Source organism: Bradyrhizobium sp. CIR18 (assembly GCF_014198295.1).
GTDB lineage: Bacteria > Pseudomonadota > Alphaproteobacteria > Rhizobiales > Xanthobacteraceae > Bradyrhizobium.
This window is the reverse complement of record NZ_JACIHF010000016.1, coordinates 77,880-95,975: the sequence shown is the minus strand read 5'-3', so window position 1 is coordinate 95,975 and position 18,096 is coordinate 77,880. Positions and strand designations below refer to the sequence as shown.

The 18,096-nt window shown below is 61.5% G+C and carries 12 protein-coding genes and 3 pseudogenes; 8 read left to right on the top strand and 7 right to left on the bottom strand.

The annotated features are described in order from the left end of the window. Positions 1-351 precede the first annotated feature (351 nt). The gene (locus tag GGD65_RS33590; protein ID WP_183238037.1) at positions 352-1,740 is read right to left on the bottom strand and encodes a hypothetical protein; all 1,389 of its coding nucleotides are present in this window, start codon (positions 1,738-1,740) and stop codon (positions 352-354) included. 698 nt (positions 1,741-2,438) lie between these two features. On the opposite strand from GGD65_RS33590, the pseudogene GGD65_RS40870 reads away from it, so the two are divergent. Both GGD65_RS40870 and GGD65_RS40500 read left to right on the top strand, forming a co-directional pair. Next, positions 2,439-2,669, top strand: a pseudogene (locus GGD65_RS40870) (ABC transporter permease); the annotation flags it as partial. A 110-nt stretch (positions 2,670-2,779) separates the two neighbouring features. Next, positions 2,780-2,975: pseudogene (locus tag GGD65_RS40500) on the top strand (hypothetical protein); the annotation flags it as partial. A gap of 834 nt (positions 2,976-3,809) precedes the next feature. On the opposite strand, the pseudogene GGD65_RS33580 reads toward GGD65_RS40500, so the two are convergent. From GGD65_RS33580 to GGD65_RS33570, 3 genes and pseudogenes are all read right to left on the bottom strand, one after another. Next, positions 3,810-4,095, bottom strand: a pseudogene (locus GGD65_RS33580) (transposase); the annotation flags it as partial. A gap of 243 nt (positions 4,096-4,338) precedes the next feature. After that, the gene (locus GGD65_RS33575) at positions 4,339-4,899 is read right to left on the bottom strand and encodes a hypothetical protein (RefSeq protein ID WP_018318156.1); all 561 of its coding nucleotides are present in this window, start codon (positions 4,897-4,899) and stop codon (positions 4,339-4,341) included. 21 nt (positions 4,900-4,920) lie between these two features. Beyond that, positions 4,921-6,705: a caspase family protein gene (locus GGD65_RS33570; protein WP_183238084.1), complete on the bottom strand. Its 1,785-nt coding sequence runs from the start codon at positions 6,703-6,705 to the stop codon at positions 4,921-4,923. A gap of 286 nt (positions 6,706-6,991) precedes the next feature. Here GGD65_RS33570 and GGD65_RS33565 point away from each other — a divergent pair, with 286 nt between their 5' ends. From GGD65_RS33565 to GGD65_RS33550, 4 genes are all read left to right on the top strand, one after another. Then, entirely contained in the window at positions 6,992-7,648 is a 657-nt protein-coding gene (locus GGD65_RS33565) for an isoprenylcysteine carboxylmethyltransferase family protein (protein WP_183238036.1), read from the top strand. 368 nt (positions 7,649-8,016) lie between these two features. After that, a complete protein-coding gene (locus GGD65_RS33560; protein WP_018318159.1) occupies positions 8,017-9,897 on the top strand; it encodes a caspase family protein in 1,881 nt (626 codons plus the stop codon). Between the two features lie 36 nt (positions 9,898-9,933). Next, complete coding sequence (locus tag GGD65_RS33555; protein WP_018318160.1) at positions 9,934-10,944, top strand: hypothetical protein; 1,011 nt, start codon at positions 9,934-9,936, stop codon at positions 10,942-10,944. Positions 10,945-11,034: 90 nt separating this feature from the next. Continuing rightward, the gene (locus GGD65_RS33550; protein WP_018318161.1) at positions 11,035-12,213 is read left to right on the top strand and encodes a hypothetical protein; all 1,179 of its coding nucleotides are present in this window, start codon (positions 11,035-11,037) and stop codon (positions 12,211-12,213) included. Between the two features lie 19 nt (positions 12,214-12,232). Here the strand turns inward: GGD65_RS33550 and GGD65_RS33545 are convergent, their stop codons facing one another. The 3 genes from GGD65_RS33545 to GGD65_RS33535 all read right to left on the bottom strand — a co-directional run bounded on the left by GGD65_RS33545 (position 12,233) and on the right by GGD65_RS33535 (position 16,576). Then, positions 12,233-12,895, bottom strand: a complete 663-nt coding sequence (locus tag GGD65_RS33545) for a DUF4384 domain-containing protein (protein WP_018318162.1) — start codon at positions 12,893-12,895, stop codon at positions 12,233-12,235. A gap of 18 nt (positions 12,896-12,913) precedes the next feature. Continuing rightward, positions 12,914-14,701, bottom strand: coding sequence for a caspase family protein (locus GGD65_RS33540; protein ID WP_183238035.1), 1,788 nt, complete (start codon positions 14,699-14,701; stop codon positions 12,914-12,916). 141 nt (positions 14,702-14,842) lie between these two features. After that, positions 14,843-16,576 carry a hypothetical protein gene (locus GGD65_RS33535; RefSeq protein WP_183238034.1) on the bottom strand — a complete coding sequence of 578 codons (1,734 nt, stop codon included), beginning with the start codon at positions 16,574-16,576 and terminating at the stop codon, positions 14,843-14,845. A gap of 131 nt (positions 16,577-16,707) precedes the next feature. On the opposite strand from GGD65_RS33535, the gene GGD65_RS33530 reads away from it, so the two are divergent. Together GGD65_RS33530 and GGD65_RS33525 are read left to right on the top strand one after the other, a co-directional pair. Then, complete coding sequence (locus GGD65_RS33530) at positions 16,708-17,016, top strand: hypothetical protein (protein WP_245283197.1); 309 nt, start codon at positions 16,708-16,710, stop codon at positions 17,014-17,016. 98 nt (positions 17,017-17,114) lie between these two features. After that, positions 17,115-18,095 (top strand): DUF4424 domain-containing protein, encoded by a 981-nt coding sequence (locus tag GGD65_RS33525; protein ID WP_183238083.1) that lies wholly within the window; start codon positions 17,115-17,117, stop codon positions 18,093-18,095. The last annotated feature ends 1 nt before the right edge of the window (position 18,096 follow it).

Sequence of the window (18,096 nt, the reverse complement as noted above, 5' to 3'; positions counted from 1 at the left end):
ATCCTGCGGCGCACACTATAGGTCGCGGCTGCTGACACAATTCGTGCGGCTGACGCCGCCTGTCGTGCGGCTTGTCACTCGTGCCCGCACAATTGGCTTCTACCGTTCTGAGAGAGCGTCCTGCCCAATGTGCAACGCGCGGCCAATTTGGTTTAAGCAAGCAAGTTGGAGCGGACCGATCATGCAGATGACAGCCAGCGCATTCGCTGCGCGGCTGGCGGATGGTTTCCTCGGGCGTGCCGATCCTCGGCCATGATGCCGCATTCATGAATCTGACGCAGGTCGAGACACCGGCGAAGGCCATCTCGTGCGTGACCAGCATCGTCATGCCTTCGGCGCTTCTGGCCCCGGTCACCCCTTGGCAGCAACGTACCCATAAAAATTCATAAGAAAGTCCCGAACGGCGAGGGGCTTGACGGCACCGGTTTTTTCCTGCGGATGCGGTATCACGTAGTCTCCATCGCCATATGAGAAGACCTTCGCCTTCACGTACCCGTTCATCACTTGTATCTTCTCGCGCAGCACGACCCAGTGCATCGTAAACGCGGAGCCTTTATCGGACTGGTCGTCATAGTCGATCATATTGGCGCTTATGAAAAGACATACGCGATATCCGCTGTCGAGCAACCGGTTAGCTTCGCTTACATCGTCGATGTCTTTGTTGAATCGCGAAATGTTGGTATTCTCGCGCACGTCTCGGTATCCTGCCTTGCGAAACCATTGCTCCATTTCGCTGGGCAGGGTGACACCCGCAAGATCGCTGATCTTGCCTGTGTCGTCGAAATCGAGGAACCAGTTCTCCGAATCGCGTATGGAGGCGCATGTCAGCCAGTCGACGTGGTCGAGCGACCAGGGTGGCGTGAAGTTCCTCACATCCTTTCCCAGCTTGATCAGCAGGCGGCCAAGGTTCGCCTGCCCCTTCTGATAGAGATCGATGGCGAACCGCGCGTAAGACCCTGGCTTGTCGGACGCGTAGCCGAACATCAGGGCGGACGGCCCGCACAGACTTCCCTGATCTTGATTGATGAGGCTTGGCTTCGCAATGCGCCTGAGAATACCTATGCCGACGCGGTGTGGGTCGAGTTTCGGAAAGAACGTCGTCCTCGTGTTTTTCAGGAAATCGCAGACCATTTCCGCGGCTAGTTTTTTCTGGTCGGAATTGAGGTCGTACGGTCCAATCCCGCGCTTCTCCTTGTATTCTTCTCCGACGAAGAGCGTGATGAGCTTTTTCGAGGTGGGGGAGAGCGTTCTGGAGGTGTTCGCAATGGTGGTTAGGTCGTCCAGCTCGAATGCGGTGACCATGCCGTCTGCGACGGTAGCCCGGATGACATCAACGACCTCTGCGTAGTCCAGCTTTGAATCGTCGATGAGGCCTTTGCGAAGTGCAGCATCGACGGAAGGAGTCGCGATTGCGTCCCATTGGCCCTTTGGCGGGGCGGGCTTGGCGGCCGCCATCGTCGACAGTTCAACGAGCCGACTGAATGTCGGGCCGGCAGGCCGAACATAGCCGTCAGGCGTGCCGGGAAAGTTCTTCTTTTGGAAGTACAGAATCGAGTTGTAAAGGCCGTCGCTGGCATAACCGGTCACGACCATCTGTGGTTTAAGCGTGTTCTCGGCGCCGCCGTCGGAAATGGCGATCTTGTTGAGCAGCGAAATGACCAGCTCCTGATCCTTTTTCCAGTTCTGGCAACTGCGCCCTGTCGTCGCGAACCGTCCGACCTTGTCTTTCAACTGCAGCATATCGCGCCTCCCGGAACGGGAATGTTGCCTCGAACGTCCTGACGTGCAGCAGGAGGCAGGCGCTGTGGCAAGTCTTCCCGCTGTAGGGTTGGTCGCCCCTGCCGTCCCTTGCGTTCATTCGCAAGGACAGCTGTCGCCCTGTGGCGAGGTTCACGAATGCGTTATGTCTGCCTATTGGGGTAGACCGGAATTCGTCGGCGCACCGCTAGAATGTCGCGAATGGCCCACCGCTGACGTCCGACATAGATGTTTGGAGGTCAACTGAACGAGCCAAAGCGGACTCGGCCGCCGGCCGATTTCTTCCACAGCATCCCATATCCGAATGATGGCGCTCCCGCTTGCATTCGAGGGAGCAACACAATGCTGAGCTTTCAAGAATACCACTTTGGAAGAGCTGCTCGTGGAGGCGGCACAGGATCTGCGGGAGGACGCCCAAAGCATTCTGCCCGGCAGAGATCGAATTGTTCGCCAAGCTCGACGAGCTAAGGCTGCTGCTTCTCACCTGAGAGGGTGGCTGGCCTCGCCGGGACTGCAATCGCCGAAGTAAGAATGAGGCCGCCCCATTGGGTCTTCTCGCTTCTTCGGTAGCCAACAGTAAGAGCGACTGGCCCGTGTCCTGCAACTCCACCGCGCCATCGAGTACATGGAAATACGGAGAAGCACGGTATCGATCCGATGAAGAATGTGCAGAAACCGGTACACCGCGATTCCGAGCGATGGCGGCGATCGGCCTTGTTTTCCTGCCGGGGATGATGACAGGCCAGATTCTCGCGGGCGTCGAGCCGGCCGACGCGGTAAAATATCAATTGCTGATCATGTTCCTGATTGCTGGCGGGACCGGGCTAGGAACGCTGACCGCTGTCCTGGGCGGCGCACACCTGCTGACCGATCATCGCCACCGACTACGTCTCGATCGAATTTCCCGCTGAAGAGTTCCCTGCACGATCACTGCTGGCGGTGCCCGCGTCCTAGGCGCGGACCTCAACTACGGCAATGTGGCCGGCAAGTAAGGCTTGGCCGCGCGCCCTGGGGCAGCTAGTTCGAAAACTTCGCCGTCGCGCGGCAGCGGCCGATCTTCGTGGTGCCCGCTGTCTTTGGCCTAATCTTTCTGCTTCTGCTCGGGGCGCTCGGCGCGGGACCCGGCCCTCGTCTTCAGCACCGTGCCGTTGGCGCTGACCGGCGGAATCGCCGCGCTTTGGCTCCTCAGCATGCCGTTCTCGATCTCGGCGGCGGTGAGCCCGCAGATATGAATCGAGTCATTTCAAGGGAGAACCGAGTCAGTTTCTCGTTCGGCTGACGGCCGGTCAAAGAAGGAACGAGAGACCCCTTTTCGCACCGATCTTCCACCTTGCGCGGCAACAGATCCGTCTGCGCAGATTGAGGCAGCGATCGGAATGCCGAACCGAGGTTGCGGCCTAGGCGAACCGAAATTCCGAATAGACCATGAGGGACTAACCGACGACCAGCATGCCGTCGGCCTGCTCCGTGGCCTGCAGTTGCCGAGGTGACGTGCGCTCGCAGAACGCTCTCGCTGCCTAGGCCGTCAGTCAAACGTCCGCCGAACCATCCTGGTTCGCGTTCGCCGTGCTGGGGTCCGAATTCGTGACCGCAGCGGGTCGCACGGTAGAGCTTATCGATGTTGGATCGATTTTCGTCCGGCCGCAGACCTCCGGCTTGGCCCGCCATCGGAGAAAATCAAGGTGTTGCGGCCTCTTAACAAGAGAGTCTCAGCCACTACCCCATGGTTTATCGCGGTGTGCCACTACCATAGGTTCGAAGTCTAACAAGAAGCGCGCGCGGTTCGCAACAGATCAAGATCTGGCCGTCTAATAGCCGCGCACGACCGCCAGTGCACGTGATCCTGGCTCTCGCAGGTCAATTACTGCCCTGCCCTGAGCGGCATGGTCGACCGATCAACACTCTGTGTCAGCTGAATTTGGCTCTGACGTCCGGATTCGAGACACATCAAGGTGTGAGTGGTCGGGCCGCTCATGTCGTCCTCGATCGTGTCCCCTAGTGTGGTGGAGCTGAGCGGAATTCACCGCATTCGCTGGCATGGGCCGAATCGGTCAGCCGGCGATTGCCGGCAAGCTGAGGGCGGGATCATTGCTCCAACGGGGCGATCGTTTCCAGTGTCATGTAGCGACCGCACTGGACCGCCCATTCATCGTTCTGTTCGAGCAGGATAGCGTCGACCAGACGTGTGATGGCATCCTCATTTGGGAAGATACCGACCACTTCGGTGCGCCGCTTGATCTCGCCGTTGACGCGTTCGAGCGGATTGGAGTGCAGCTTGGCGCGGTGCGCCGCAGGGAAGCTCATATAAGCCAACACGTCGATCTCGGCCTTATCGATGGCCCCACGCATGCGAAGCTCGAGCTTATCGAGCACGAACGATTGAAGTCTTGAAAGGTGCCTTCACATGAAAATGGAGAACGGCGCCACTTACGGCGAATTCGTAGGGCGGGGGCTCTGAGGGTAAAGGGCGGGGAAGCGCCCTTCTCCTAGTTGTCGAAGATTCACTTGCGAGGGATCAGCGATTCGTGAGCCCTTGGGAAGATCATGGCTCGCAGCGAGGATGGTCAAATCCGATGGGGCCTAACCGCCAAATCTCTTGACGAGCTTTGAGCCCTTGGCCGTGCTGATCTGCTGGCTGGTCAAGTCGCTTCCCGCGCTCAATCCCTTCACCATGAGGTTCTTGACGCGCTGCGCCGCCTGCTTTTCGTTGGAATAGTCGATCTCGACGTGATCGAGCTCCATCAGATGGCCGAGTTCGTGCGCCCAGGCGCGCCCATTGGCGTGGTCATTGCCATACCACTGGACGAAGCTCGCGGGCTCGGGAGAGCCATTCGGGAATGAGCCTCCGCCGGCGTTCAGACTTGCAATCGAATTGACCAGGAAAATGTGGACCGCATTGTCCGCGTCGTGCCGGGAAGTGAGAACGCCCAGCAGGACCTCATCGCTGCTGCGCCTGCTCGGCGCCATGTCGAGCGGTTTTTCCATTATGCAATCGCTGATCACGAAGGCGACCTTCGCCTTCGACCAGATCGTATTGACGACATCGAGCGCCTTCTTCGCTGTGTCGCAGTCCCATTGCGCAGGCTCGAGGACGCCCCTGTTGGCGAATGGGGTGACATAAAGTCTAAGTGGAATGGACATGCGCCGGGCTACCGAGCACTCTTAGGGCAGGAAGAACGGTATGAAGCCGATTCCGCCACCACCACCGCCGCCTCCGCCCGCGTTAGCCTCGGGCTTCGGCGGCCTTGCAGGCCGTGCCGGAGCTTCTTCGCGGTCCCTGTTCCTGCGCTCGATCTTTGCGGATGGTGTCGGACGGGCCTTGCGCTTCTCGCACTCCTCGTCGTCATTCAGAATGTAGCCCGCGGCGCAGGTGATCTTGACACACCGATCTCCATCGCGTTTCTGGCCGGATCCGCAAATTGGCGGGCAAATACGCGCCGATTTAAGCTTGATCGCGTCGAGCGCCTCAGTGCTCGCAGCCTTGGCATCGAACGTGGTGCCGGCATTCTTGTTGTACAACTCGAGCGAACGCCGTGAGGCCGCATCCCAGTCGCCATCGGCCGGTCCGCTAAAGCAACCGACGCGGCGCAACTCGGCTTGCACCGATTTTGCAAGCTCGGCCTTGGACGGCCCTGCCGGCGCGGACGTCTGTGGAGCCGGCAGCGCGGCCACTTTCGCATCCGAGTTCGGGGGGGCCTCATGCGATGGGTCGGACCCAGCCTGAGCGCCAATTCTCGCGACGGCTATTTCGGCTTCCCGGCGACGCTGCTCGGCCTGCGCGGCCAATTGTTGCGCGGTTTCTCTGGCCTTCTCCGCCTCGGCACGAGCGTCCTGCGCTGCTTTCAAGTCCGAGGCGGCTTTGGCCAGTTGTGTCTGCTGGGCACCCTGGTTGACGAGCCGCGCCTGCTCCTGCTCGGCCTGGCGCGCCTTTTCCGCTGCGGCGGCGCGCTTATCTTCCGCATCGATCTTGGCGAGCTGCAGCTTGGCCAGATTTGCGTAGTAGCCCTCCGGATACTGGGCAAGGAAGTAGTTCAGCGCATCCTTGTTGCCGATCTGCAGCGCGAGCTCGTAATCGTGCCGAATTTCGGCACGCGCCGAGACCGGTGGAGTTGCAGGCAGCGGTGGCGGGGCCGGTTGAGGCGCTGCGGCGGCCGCTTCCTTGGCCGGTGCCGGCACGAGCGGCACATCATCGCCACCAAGCGTACCGTACACATAGGGCTCCTGCTTGTTGCCGGTCGCCTTCATGACGTCGTCGCGGACGAAGCCGAACACCCTGCGCAGGTCCATGCCTGGAGTAGCGATATATTTCACCAGTGCCGAGGCATAGGGACTGTTCTTGCTGCCACCGTCGGACGCCGTCGAGCCAGCCTTGGCAGCGAAAGCAACCAGCGTATTCGAGGTCGCCGGCTCAATCCTGGCGAGGCCCCGGCTGACAGCCCGCGAGCCGACCGTCCGCTTCATCCTGTCGGCGAAAGGATTGTTACGGCAAGCATCGAGGATCACGAGCCGCAGCTGCCGTGCCGGCTCGATCGCCAGCAGCACTCGCTCGAGCGAAAAGGCCTCGTCGTACACATCTGTATCGCGCTCGAGCGCCGCATCCGTGGGGATCAGGTAGTTCGTACCTTCGAGCTCGATCCCGTGGCCCGCGTAGTAGACGACGGCGACATCCGAGTCGCGCGCCACATCGGCAAAATCACGCAGCACACGCCGCATCTCCAATGCCTGGAGATCCGTGCGGGTCTGGACGACGCTGAATCCCGCTCTCTTCAGCGTCTCCTCAACGATCGCAGCATCATTGGCTGGGTTGGCAAGCGCTGCGGCGTTCTTGTAGGCCGAGTTGCCGATGACGAGCGCGACACGGTTCGCAGCCCATGCCGGCTCACAGACAATCAGCGCAGCGAGAAGAAACAGGGTACGGCGCAATGCCACAGATCGGTGCAAATGCATGGCAGTACTACTTTTAAATGTTCTTCTTCCATCATTTGTGTCGTCACGACAGCAGCGGTTCAATGCGATCTCATGATCCGGTTGTGGAACCCACAGGAATGGCGTGACCCGCTTGCTGGTCGGTCAATTGACCTCACCGCAAGCCTGCCGTTTAATGACGCAGGTTTCGAACAGGCGAGATCACTCCCGTGACTGACGCGAAGCTCGATCAGGCGGGAACAGCCCGGAAAGAGATTGCCGAGCGCGGGGGAATGCCTTGTTGGATTGGACCGCCAGGGGAGTTGTCGTGATCGTCTATGGCGGGTCTGCTCTTCTGGGCGCCGCCAGCGTCCTTCACCTGCTTCCGCCGGACAATATCCGCGACTGGCTTGCGCTTGCGGCCAGAATTGCCAACATCCTGTTCCTCGGCCTCGTCGCGCTGACAACCATCACCCGGCTGGCGCCGATCATGAAATCGCAGGGCATCCAGACGCGGGTCTCAGCCTTGCTGGGTACTTTTTTGAGCATCGTCCTCGCATTTCTTCCGAAGGCAGAGCTCGGCCCCGTCTGGTCGGCTGTGTCCTCGACGTTGGTCTTGGGGGGTACCTCGCTCTGCATCGTGGTGCTCCGCTGGCTCGGCAGATCCTTCAGCATTCAAGCGGAGGCCAGGCGTCTTGTGACGGAAGGGCCTTATCGGATCGTCCGGCATCCTCTCTATCTCTGCGAGGGGATTGCCCTCGTCGGCGTGACACTCCAGGTCCTTTCACCGCTTGCCGTCCTCATCGCCATCGTGATTGTGATGATCCAATGCCGGCGGATGATCAACGAAGAGCGGATCATGAGGCGGGCATTTCCCGAATATGCCGCCTACCGCACGACAACTCCTTTTCTGATCCCCACGTGCCGCAATTGGCCAATAGGCCGGGGCCAGGCACCGGCCCAGGCGATCGATCCGCACGCCTGACACCACACTTCACATCCGCTCGATCTGCAACCGGCGGACTTCGATCCGAACCGACTTTCGGCCTCCTTCAGCGCTTCAGGCAAGCGATGGAACAGACTAGTAAAAGTAGACATATCAACAATTTACATCAAAGAACCGGAGTGCGAAGAGCGCCGGCGGGGCCTAGCTCGCCGCCCCCAGCAATCGTCCGAGGCCTTTGAACGCGTTCACTGGAATACGCGACCAACATCAGTAATGGATCGGGCTCGAGACTGTTACCTGCACGGAACCAGGCGGTCGCCAGGAGCTATGAGTTTAGTCAGCATTCTGCGCGGCTATGCCAACTTGTTTGATGCTACCATTCTTCGGCTGATGTTGGACGTCGCGCCATGAGCAATTACACGCAGATCAAGCTGTACGCTCTTCTTCTTGCTGCCTCGCTGTTCCTGACTGCTCAGCCCGCTTCCGCGACAAAGCGCGTGGCGCTGGTGCTTGGCAATGCCACATATCAAAACGCTCCCCTGCTTCCCAACCCGGCCAACGACGCCGGCGCCATCGCTGGGACGTTGAGAGCCGCAGGGTTTGACGTGGTCGACTCGAGGCTCAACCTCGCAGCGATGGACATGAAGCGAGCCCTGAGGGACTTTGCAGATCAGGCGCGCGACGCCGACATCGCACTCGTCTACTACGCGGGCCACGGGATCGAGATCGATGGCACGAACTATCTGATCCCAACCGATGCCAGGCTTGAACGTGATACGGACATCTACGACGAGGCGTTCTCGCTCGACCGTGTCTTGCTGGCGATCGAGCCTGCAAGGCAGCTACGGGTCGTGATCGTCGACGCGTGCCGCAACAATCCTTTTGCCGACACGATGAAGCGAACGGTCGCCTCGCGATCGATCAGCCGCGGGCTCGCCAGGGTCGAGCCAACGGTCTCCAATACGTTGATCGCCTTCGCCGCGAAGGCAGGGTTGACGGCGCTCGACGGCAACAGCCAGAACAGCCCGTACGCGGCCGCACTGGTCAAGTATATCGCAAAGCCGGGCCTCGACCTGCGCAGGGCCTTTGGGTTCATCCGCGACGACGTCTTGCAAGCCACGGGCAACCGGCAGGAGCCTTACGTCTACGGATCGTTGGGCGGGGAGGACGTTGCGCTCGTGCCTGCTCCAAAGGCCGTGGAGCCCACGCCCGCGGCGGCCAACCCCCAGTCGGAGGTTCGCCGTGACTACGAACTGGCGCTGCAGCTCAACAATAAGGCCGCTCTCGGCGTATTCCTGACCCAGCATCCAGACGGATATTACGCAAGTCTCGCCAAACTTCAGCTCAACCAGATCGAGGCGGAGGAGGCACGGGTTGCGGCGACCGAAAAGGCGCGCCAAGCCCAACAGCAGCAGGCCCGGCTTGCCTCCGAAGGCGCCCTGCGCGCACAGCAGGAAAAGGCGGCCGCTGATCTGAAGGCTGCGGAGGACGCCCGCATTGCGGCCGAACGAACAAAACTCGCGGCGCAAGAGCAAGCGGCCGATGCCGAGCGGAAGCGAACCACGTCCGAGGGATCGATCAGCACCGCGCTCACTCGGAACAAGGCCGCCATCGAGAATTCCACCACGGTGACTCCGCCTCCAGCCGCTGTGGCCGCTCAGAGTGACACAGACACGAAGGTCGCCGCTCTGAGCGCCGGGCCGCAGCAGGCCGATCCGGCCAGGGCCGATATCCCTCAGGCCGATCTCGCCAGGTCGGTACAGAGCGAATTGAGCCGCGTCGGATGCTTCACCAGTGCCGTCGATGGCGAATGGAATGCCGCTTCGCAGCGCTCACTCTCGCTCTTCAACCGTCACGCGGGAACCAAGTTCGACGCGAAGCTTGCGAGTCTCGATGCACTTGACGCAATCAAGCTCAAATCGTCGCGGGTCTGTCCGCTGATCTGTGAACGCGGCTACAAGGCTAATGGCGACCAGTGCAGCAGGATCACCTGCGCCGAGGGCTCGTTCCTCAATGACGACAATGAATGCGAGAAGCGGCGCGGCAGGAAGCCTGTTGCAAACCGCAATACAGGCGAGCGCCCAGCCCGCGCGGATCGCCCGGCCCGCGAGAGGTTCACACCGGCTGCGGAGGCCCCCGCGCCACGGCGACAGGCGACTGCCAAGGGCAGCAGTGGCATCTATTGTGATCAGCATCTTTGCCGTCAGGTCAATCGTGGCTGCCGCCTCGAATACCGGGGCGGTGGAGGTCCCGGCGGCAACACCGGAAATGTCGAGGTCTGCAACTAGCGCCAAGCAAAAGAGGTGTCCGAAGGAGTGACCTGAGTGACAACCTGCGAGCTGGAGCAGAAAGATCTCGGCACCTTTCCAGGTGTGACGCTCTTCACGAAACGGCAGGCGCCCGGCATGAGGCCGACGGCGGTCTATCTTCCACTGAAGCACGCAACCGCCGCCACCAAGTTCGATGTCGTAATCTGGCTACACGGTTTCTATGTCAGGGATCATGAATACCTGTTCCGGAACGATCCTGCGCGTCTGCGCGAACAGGTCCGGGATTCGGGGAAGGATGTCGTGCTTATCGCGCCATTCCTGGGCTACGAATATGCCGTCGGTGACACCTTTGCCGGGAACTACAGCGTGAAGGATCTGGCTTCTGCCAAATGGGGCGAACGCTATCTGGACGAGATCCTCGGGGCTCTTGCCAAGTTCGTGGCGCCTGTCGCCAGCACCGTCAACGGCACCCGGAGCATACCCCAGCTCCAGATCGGCAAGCTCATCATCGCCTGCCATTCCGGCGGCGGGAGCGGCATGCGCAACCTGGTCGGAAGCCTGGGAAAGTATCAGCCGAACCTGTCGGCCTGCTGGGGATTTGATTGCCTCTACGGCGCCAAAGCGCAACCGGATGACGCCACGTTCTGGTACCAATGGCTGTCGGGCCAGAGCACCTGCGTGCTCGAAATTGTCTATGGCCCGACCACCCTTTCGCAATCGGTGAAGCTGGACCTGGTCGGACGCGGACTCGCAACGCTCGACGGCAATCGCCCTACGTCACAGCGCCCTGCTCTCAAAAACCTCACTGTGAGCGTGGGTCACTATGATTCATTTCCGGCCTTTGGGCAGATGGTCAGGGTCAATGATCTGGATCCGGCCTTCGTCGACCGCTTCATGATCCCTCAGGTCGTCGACAAACCTCCACTGGGCCACAAGCCGGCGTCGCGCAATGGAGAATTCCTCAAACAGGCGATTGCCAACGTTCGCGGCGCTTTCCCCTTTCCGAAGGACATTCACTACATGATTGCCCGCGGCGGTTTCTACAGCCGCCTGAGTAGGCTGTAGCGTCGCAAAGGCCCCTTCGGCGGGCACGAATTCGCCAGTCACCGGCTCGCTGCTTAACCTTGGCTGTGATGATGCGAGGAGATACAGGACATGACGGAACCACCTTTCGATCCGAACACCGCGCCGAGAGCCGGCAACTCGGCTCAGGACCGCGCCGCGATGCGGGCGGACGTGAACAAGGTCGCGCTGAAGCTGCGCGAAGCCGGCATTCAGCTTTACGGATTCTACAAGATCCGCGACCTCGTGCCGTACTGGAATCCGCTTGGCTTCGATTTCATGTGCGACAACTGGCGGCAACTGCTCGATGCCGCCGGCAAGGCACCGCGGCTAGGCTCCGACCAGATCAACATGCCGGGCTACGATCCGTGGCTGCAGGCCGGCGTCAAGAGCGTCGGCTTCACGCAGACGGGCAAGGCTCCGCACGTGCATCTCGACATTGCGATCGACCGGCCCGGGCTCTGTCGGATTTACATCCTGGAGAAAGACGAGGAGCGACGTCTCGACGCCCTGCGACGGGCCCGGGTGGTCACCGCGAGAGATACCGACGTATTCAGGAAGATCCACCGGCGGGTGGAGGGTCTAGGCATCGATCTCGACGATCACATCGGCTCGCACCTGGAGGCGGGGCGGCTCGTGCTCGATGGCATCAATTTCGTCGCCAAGGATCACAACCGTCTTCTCGATGCGCTAACGAACCTGAAATATCCCGCCGGCAACAATGTCTTTTTTCGCGGAGAGAGATCCGGCCGCGGTCATTTCTTCGGCATGGCCTCATTCCTGGCCACCGACGGCATCGGTTTTCGGCAAATCTGGCAGACATTTCCCGAGGAAAGACCGGTCGCAACACCAGATCCGCGTACCGGACCAGCGATGGATCCCAAGACTTCCGGGCGGTTCGGCGATTCACAGAACCTGCCGGATCTCACCTCGGTGCACTGTGCCGTGTCGAACCGGATCTGCAACGTCCATATCGACGAGATGGGCTTCGTAGTCACGGACAGCAAAGGCACCATCATCGTCGACCCTGACGCGCTGCGGCACATCTTCGTCGAGTTGCTCTGGAAGACCAACCTGCAGGGCAAACTGCCCTTCTGGGCGCTCGACAACGTCAATTTCACCATCCCGAGCTCGCCAAACGACTTTTCCCGCGTTGGAGTCAGCGTCGACATCGCGAAGTTCGGACGTGTCAAGATTGCGCTCAACGGGAGCTGCTCGGCCGACGGCAAGATGGAAGCAGCCGGCACGCTCACGCTCGGGTTCAAATTCTGAGACAGACCACAGCCGCGGCTCACTTGATGGAATAGGATTTGACGTCGAACGACCAATTGCTCGGCACCAGTTTTCCGCTGCCGCCGTCCGGGACACGCAGCTCCCTGGTCCACGCCGACAGGTAGCTCAACGTATCGGCTTGATTCTGTAGTTTGCGCGGGAGATCCGGCAAATCGAGTAATTGCACGCGCCGTTCACTCAGGATCGCAACCATGAGGGCCGAGCCGGTCGGCGGCGCGACGACATATTCAAAGCCACGTTGCCGCCCTGACGGGGTCGGCACAACAAATTGCACGCCTGGCTTGACGAGATTGATGTCGCGGCCGTCCGACTGTTCCAACAATTCGGGAGTCGGAAAGATCTGGGACATCCGTCCGTCCGCATCGACATCCACCAGAATGAGATAGCCTGCCTTCTTCGCAGTCACGCCGAATGACACCTTGCCTCCAACGTTGACGGTCAGGCTGGGCAGGATCTCAAGGGACACACTTGCAGCATTGCTCTGTGCGGCGCTGGACTGTCCGCGCGTCGCCTGGATGTGCCAAAACCATGGTGCGCTCGCCAGGCTCGCATGTAGAGATTCCGGCCACAGCGGCGCCGCGGGCGCGGCCCCGCTTCCCGCCAGCAGCAGGGCGAACGCGAAGCATACTCGTTTACGGCGGATCAGCTCCGATCGCCACATGGCTCCCCCAAACAAGTGTCAGGGAGCGCTGAAAAAGCCGATCGAGGCGATCCGCGCGTCCGCAGGCAGGTAGCGCTCGAGGTTCTTGATCAACTGCCCTGAGGCGCGTCGCCGATTGAGCTGAATCAGGACGGTCTCGAGATCGACCATGCGCCGCTGCGAGGTTACAGCAACGATCTGCTCGGCACCGAACGGCTCACCCACCCGGAGTGGCAGCCGCAAGTTCGACGATTTGGCCACTGCCGCGTCTTTACCCACCGGGTACAACATCTGGATGGTACCGTCGCCGGATACATTGAACAGCAGCAATGCCCTTGAAGCGACGTCGGACAGTTCGACTTCGATGGTCTGACCAGCGCGCTGCTGTCGATCATCCGGCCAAATACGCATGATCTGCGGCGATCGGGTCGCCATTCGCTTGAGCTCGCGCATTGCCGCGGTGCGATCCACGACCGTCGGCAAATTGGCTACGTCCATCCCAAAGGCGACGACATCGCCCCAGGCGATCACGTCATGAGAGACGGGGTCCCAGATCAGGTCGGGATTGTCCGTCGGCTGAACGGCCTGCACGGTGGCGTCCTTCGGCGTCACGCCGGCGAAATAGTTCATCTTGCCGTCGAGCGCCGCCAGACGGATCGGTGCCGTGAGACGGAGGGGCGCCGGTGCAGCGACGGTCGGGGCTGCAGCAGTCGGAGCGGCGAGGGGTGCAACCGTATTGGGTGCAGCGGTCAGCGTCGGCAGCGCCGGCGCCTTCGTCGCAGCCGGCGGGGCAGCCGCCTGTCCATCAGCAGCCTGACTGGAGGCCGTCCTCGCGGCCGGCCCCTGAATCAGCACCACGCCTCGCGTCAGCTCGAAGGCGACGGCGGTCTCCGGCGCCTGCGCCGGTGACGATATGGTCACGATGTTCTGGCGCTGGTCCGAGAGCTGATAGACCACCTGCCGGACATTGGCAAAGAGTTCCTTTAGCGTCACCTTGCCATCGCGATTGATGTCCGCGCCGCCCTCCACCGCCCGCGCCACCGCGTAGCTGAGAGCCCCGCGCAGCCCATCGATCCCGGGAATCCGTACTTCGGGCGCCTTGGTGTAGCGATCAACAGCGGCGAGGAACGCCGTGTGGTCCAGATCGAGCTCGGACTTCGGATCGTTGCTGTCCGATAACGGCTTCAATTCATCGACAAGCAACGTGTAGCGCGGCACCTGCCGGAAGCTCATCTCCGCAGCCCGCGGGTCGATATCGCGCACCATTCCGCCGCCATGGCAGGTATCCGCAACGAAGATCACCTTCGCGCCGCGCAGCTCGAACTGCCGGATGAAATGGTTGAACTCGCTCCCCAGAATGCGCTCGACGGACCCCTTTGGCGTGGTTTCGAAGCCGGGCAGCAGGAACACGTTCTCCATCCCATCGGGCTCCGAGCCCTTGACGCGCTCAGGCTCCTGCGTGCCGTGGCCGGCGATCGACAGGAAGACGAGGTCGTTGTTCTTTGTGCGCGTCACCAATGCACTGATTTCACGAAAGACGCTCGCCCTGTTCGCTTGGGCATTAGTCAACTCGACGACATCGCTAACTCCCATCCTCTTCAGGCTGGACACGAGATCTCCAGCGTCAGCGACTGCGCCCTTCAGCTTGCGGACGTGCTGGTAATCGTCGATTCCGATCACGAGCGCGCGCACGGCCGCCCCATCCGGATTGCTGATCGACAGTGCTTCCGCTGCCTGGGCGCGCTGCAGCGGCAGACCGATCACCGCAGCAAGCGCGATGGCGGCAGCGCAGCAGATCCAGTACTCAAATCCTCTGGGCCTTCGCATCGTGATCCACCTCGATGTCATGCAAGCCGGTTCCCGAACCGCGCCGGCCGGACGTGGCGGCGACATCCTCGTCCGAACGTCCCCGATCCAGCCTGCGAACAGCATTCCCTACCCATCTGTAGCGCCAGTGACACACATGGTTCATCGCCTCTTGGTCGCGGTTTTCGCAGCGGCCGATTTGCGGCTCGTCGGCGCATCGGAGTCCTGGTAGGCGTCAGCCGAAACCGTTGTCTGGTCATCGGCGAAGGCACGAAAGCGAACCGGATTGTAGCCGCGCGCAAGCAGGCTCGCCAACGGATAGATATTGCGGCAAACGCGTCCGTTGCAGCCGCCGGTCGAGGATTCCATCACCTCCGCCTTGCGATCCGGCGTGAACCGCAGGAACAACATCACATGGGAGCCGGGCTTGTTGAGTGCATCGCCGGGCTTCAACGCCCAGGGGTTCGTCACGGGCGCAGCGATCGCGGGAATGGCGGCGGTCGTGTAGTGGACCGAGAGTCCCCACGTGGCGCTGACGAACGCCGAGCAGTCGACGCCCGCCACATCCGGCCGCGGCGCGTTGCGGGTGCAGACATTCCCGGCCAACGTGCCGCTCTCGATGCGCTGCCGGAAGTTTGCGAGCGAGCCGTGACAGCCCCAGCAATAAGGTACGCCGCGCACCTCCTGGTTTACCTTGCCCTGAAGGTACCATGGGCGACGAATGCGATTGAATCCGCTGCACTGGCTGTCCGGATCGTTGCCATAGTTCGCCTGCGTTAGCTTCCACTGCACACCCTCGAACGCAAACGCGGTCTCGATCGCCTGCTGGCGATTTGACGGCCGTACCGCCGCTGTCGCATTGAACTTGCTATTGTTGTACGGCTGCGCGGTTGCCGTCCGCGACGGCCGTGCGTCGATCAACGACGGGTTGCGCAGGGGGCGGAAGCCGACGCCAACCACATCGACACCGTTTGGCTTGGTTCGCAGGAAATAGACGTCGCCGTCACCCGAGACCGTGACGAACCGCCTCGTCAGCGGGGTGTTCTCGAGAGGCAACTCGTAGATTCCCTCGAGCCGGCCGTTGGCGGCATAGCGCACGACGAAAGTGGATGCGTCCTTTCCCGACGGCGGAATGTCTTCGGCCAACACATAGAAGCGATCGCTATTGTCGATCTCGAGGAACTCGACCGTACCGAGCTGGTCACGCACGCGCAGGCCGAGTGCGCCAATGCTCTCGTTGGTAACCATGGTCTGGATCTCGATCCGCACGCTGGAATTGCCCCTGTCCGGGATGATATCGGCGATGACCGAGCCCTTGCTGCGGGAGGCGACGTACTGCCGGTCGGGCTGCCGGCCCGTTTTGATGACGGCCGCGCGGGTGTTCTGGTCGAGCAGCGCGGTCGCGCTGCCGGGTGGCTGCGATCCCATCTGGGCGAAGGCGGAGATGGCGACCTGGTCGTCCGTGCCGCGGCTCGAGACTTCCTCAAGTTGGATTTCGTCGCCACCGAGCCCGCGCGTGGACTGGTCTGGCGCCGCCTTCAACGTGCGGACGCCGCCGTCCCAAACCATGATGTCGCCGTTATGAACGACGAGATCGGTCGGCTGGACATCCCTCGGCATCTTGAGGACGTCAGGATCGGAATTCGGTTGCTTGGGGTCGAACTGGAGAATGCGTCCGTTGACCTGATCGAGCACGAACAGGTTGCCCCGCCCGTCGGCACTGAGCGCCTGCGGGCCTGCCAGTTCCACGTCCTCTCCGGCCGGGACGATGCCGACCATGGAGGCAGCCGAGCCGCCCGAAAAGCTCCGCACGACGGTGTCCTCGGCGTGCGTCCCGGTGGCGAAAATGCTCGCACCGGCGATGAAGACCCAGATCCAACTCGTTGGACGAAACATGTTCGCCTCGATGTGCCCGAACCGATTGTCGCGCCAGATCGACTAATCCGAGATGCCGTTGATGCGGCGCGTCAATTAGTGGTGAGCAATCTCAATCGCGTTCAATTCTATCACCGGACGGTGATAGTCCATTGTCTTCAGCTTGCGGTGCAAAAACCATGGCCAAAAATAGATTTGAGCAGGTCAACGAGATCCAGCCCGACGCCATTACGCTGGTCCTGAAACGCGACATTGACGGCGCCACCGGATCGGTTGTGATGCCGGCTGCCAGCAGCGGCGGGCGGCTGTCCAATGACCAAGTCAGCGCCCCATTGCCGGCCCAGGACGCCTTTCGCGGCGCGATCCGGCTGGCCAATGACGTGAAGCTCGCGATCGTGGTGTGCGATCCGGACGGCGTCTGGAAGCCCGAATGGGGCGATCTTTACCGGGCCCTCGACTGATTCATTGCCGGGCGGACCGGCACATGTTGCGACGCCGTATGGAGACGAGCATGCTGAATGGACCGCTGCCCCGCGCGTCGTTGCGGGTCCGAGCCTTGATGGTCGCGCTGTTGGTTGCGACCAACTGGCCGGCACAGGCCAACGACTCGGCCGCCGAATTGTCGATCGGAGGGCTCCAGTTGGTTCGCACCCGCGATGTGGCCATGGAGAGCGAGGACCTGCGTATCGCACTCGACAGGATCATCGTTCGCTATCAGTTCGCCAACGTCACCAACAAGCCGGTTACGCTAACTGTGGCCTTTCCGCTGCCCGACATCGACCTGTCGGAGGCCGATAACATTGCGCTGCCGTCGAACGACCCGGTGAACTTCGTCGACTTCGAGACCAGGATCGACGGCAGCCCAGCGCCGCTGACGATTGATCAGCGCGCCATGATTGGCGACAAGGATGTCAGCGCACTGCTCCGCCAGCTCAAGCTGCCGCTGTTGCCCATTGGCAGCCGCGAGATCCGCGTGACCGACCTCCCGGCAGCAATCCGAACCCGACTTGTGGACGAGGGACTATTGATGCCTGCCGGAATGAGCGACAACGGCCGTCAGCAATATGCTCCAAGCTGGGTCACCAGGACGTCTGCCGTGCGGCAGCAGGTGTTTCCGCCCTCGCGCACCGTTGTCGTCGAACACCAGTATCGGCCGAGCGTCGGCTCCAGTGCTGACACCATACTGCGCCTGGGCCTGCGCCGCAGCAACGCACTCGGCCCGGAAGTCGCGCGTTACCGGAAGGATTATTGCGTCACGGACGGGTTCCTTGCCGAGCTTGACAGGCGCGCCGGCGACGGCACGGCCAACACCGCTAAGCTGCAGGAGCGGCGCATTTCATACGTGCTCAAGACCGGCGCGAATTGGGCCGGGCCGATCCGGGCGTTCAAGCTGACCATCGACCCAGGTGGCAGCGACCGCATGGTCAGCTTCTGCCAGGGCCGGCTCAAGGCGTCCCCGACCGGAATCACGCCTGAATATACGGCAAGCGATTTCAAGCCGGATACCGACCTGAAGATCCTGGTGATTGGAAAATTCTGAG

What these genes read in the sequence shown, in the direction of transcription:
- GGD65_RS33535 (WP_183238034.1), bottom strand. Translation starts at nt 16,576, where the DNA reads ATGTTTCGTCCAACGAGTTGGATCTGGGTCTTCATCGCCGGTGCGAGC.
- GGD65_RS33590 (WP_183238037.1), bottom strand. Translation starts at nt 1,740, where the DNA reads ATGCTGCAGTTGAAAGACAAGGTCGGACGGTTCGCGACGACAGGGCGC.
- GGD65_RS33545 (WP_018318162.1), bottom strand. Translation starts at nt 12,895, where the DNA reads ATGTGGCGATCGGAGCTGATCCGCCGTAAACGAGTATGCTTCGCGTTC.
- GGD65_RS33575 (WP_018318156.1), bottom strand. Translation starts at nt 4,899, where the DNA reads ATGTCCATTCCACTTAGACTTTATGTCACCCCATTCGCCAACAGGGGC.
- GGD65_RS33550 (WP_018318161.1), top strand. Translation starts at nt 11,035, where the DNA reads ATGACGGAACCACCTTTCGATCCGAACACCGCGCCGAGAGCCGGCAAC.
- GGD65_RS33525 (WP_183238083.1), top strand. Translation starts at nt 17,115, where the DNA reads ATGGTCGCGCTGTTGGTTGCGACCAACTGGCCGGCACAGGCCAACGAC.
- GGD65_RS33540 (WP_183238035.1), bottom strand. Translation starts at nt 14,701, where the DNA reads ATGCGAAGGCCCAGAGGATTTGAGTACTGGATCTGCTGCGCTGCCGCC.
- GGD65_RS33560 (WP_018318159.1), top strand. Translation starts at nt 8,017, where the DNA reads ATGAGCAATTACACGCAGATCAAGCTGTACGCTCTTCTTCTTGCTGCC.
- GGD65_RS33570 (WP_183238084.1), bottom strand. Translation starts at nt 6,705, where the DNA reads ATGCATTTGCACCGATCTGTGGCATTGCGCCGTACCCTGTTTCTTCTC.